Annotated in this window: 2 protein-coding genes; both read left to right on the forward strand. The window is 64.7% G+C overall.

Annotated elements, in window-relative coordinates:
* Window positions 1–697 (forward strand): KR domain-containing protein (locus tag ACE039_RS00760; RefSeq protein WP_485821383.1); only part of this gene is annotated, 697 nt, incomplete at its 5' end.
* Between the two features lie 61 nt (window positions 698–758).
* Window positions 759–1,086, forward strand: a 328-nt coding sequence (locus tag ACE039_RS00765; protein WP_485821384.1) for a hypothetical protein, incomplete at its 3' end; no start/stop codon positions are given.

The following is a 1,086-nucleotide window of genomic DNA, read 5'->3' on the forward strand; positions in this document are numbered from 1 at the left end:
GTTGGGCCGGCTAGGGCCGACGCCGCTATATCTGCAGGCCGATGCGACGGATCAGGATGCGCTGGAGCTGGCGCACGCGACGATCCGGGAGCGCTTCGGAGCCATCCACGGCGTGGTGCATGCGGCCATTGTGCTGGCCGACCGTAGCCTGGCGACGATGGACGAGGCCACGTTCCAGGCGGCGTTGACGGCGAAGGCGGCGACGGCCGAGAACCTGGACGCGGTGTTTGGAGACGAGGCGCTCGACTTCCTGGTGTTTTTCTCATCGTTGCAGAGTTTTATGAAAGCGCCGGGGCAGAGCAACTACGCAGCGGGTTGCTGCTATGCGGATGCGTTTGCCAAGCGGCTGCGGCACCGGCCTTATCCGGTGAAGCTGATGCACTGGGGCTATTGGGGCAGCGTCGGGGTGGTGGCCTCGGACGACTATCGGCAGCGGATGGCGCGGGCGGGGATCGGTTCGATCGAGCCGCCGGAGGCGATGGAAGCGCTTGATCGGTTGCTGGCGGGTCCGGTGGACCAGGTGGTGTTTGTCAAGACGACGCAGGCCTCGGTGGCCCGCAGCCTGGGCGTCAGCGAGAAGGTCACCATCACGGCGGCATCGAATGCGCCCCGGGTAGTCATGCAAGCGCCACTGGTGACGGCCGTGCCGGAAGCCTTGCTCAGTGCGCGCCGCAGACTTGACGCCCGCGCGGCATAACTCACCTTTCTTCGTCAAAAAGCGCGCAGTCATTCGGCTGCCGAATGGGGAACTGAAAATCATGTCAGTACTGGTACAAGACGAACCTGAAGTCTCTGTACAGGAATACGGTCTTGAGCAGCACCTGGGTCGACTGTTGTACGCGCTATTGGCGCAGCAGGATTGGCTTTCGGCGGCCACGGGCTTGGCGCCGCGCTATGCGCGCTGGCACGAGGCCGGCCTGCGCATGTTGCGGGAACAGGGCGTGATCCAGGACTCGGCACCACTGGATTGGAAGACGTCATGGTCGCAGTGGCAGGCCTATCGCGAACAGGTGCGCGACGATGCCGTGGTGGCGGCGCAGTTGCGCCTGCTTGATGCCGTCCTGCCGGCACTGCCGGCGATTCTGC

It is taken from the genome of Achromobacter maghribensis, assembly GCF_057334215.1.